The sequence below is a fragment of the Cupriavidus sp. 05T41 genome (genome assembly GCF_056396525.1).
On sequence record NZ_JBFTLQ010000215.1, the window covers coordinates 1 to 470 of the forward strand.

Sequence of the window (470 nt, forward strand, 5' to 3'; positions counted from 1 at the left end):
TCAGGCAGCTGTTCGAGGACAAGTCGGCCGCCATCGAGGCGCGACACTACATCGACATCGAGCGCGCCAAGATCGAAGACCCCGGCGCCGCCATGACCCGCGGCTGGGTGCTCGACGCGGAGCAGGAGGCCCGCTGGGAACAGGCCGCCSRGCAACACATGAAGRACTAYGAGRCGRCCATCCGYRCRCGGGTGCAGGCGAAGCTCGACAGCGGYGAATACCGCAATCGATTCGAGACCAGGTACGTCAATCCCCCGGACCCGCAGGCCGCCCTGCAGGTTCAGGCCATGAAAGCCAACCTGGCCGMCTTCGAGCAGCARTGCAAGRCGCTGGAAGCMMTGGCCGAAGGCCGCKCCAACGACCACCACAAATGGCTGCAGAGCGAGCAGTTGCTCGCGGCCCTGGATGTCTACGACAACCGGGACCCGTCGAACGGCTGGCACTTTTCCGGCCAGACAGGCTTGTGCGTC

Annotated in this window: 1 protein-coding gene; it reads left to right on the forward strand. The window is 65.6% G+C overall.

Features of this window, described 5'->3' with window-relative positions:
* The coding region (locus tag AC1DKV_RS40545; RefSeq protein WP_477139777.1) for a hypothetical protein at positions 1-470 on the forward strand (470 nt) is incomplete at both ends.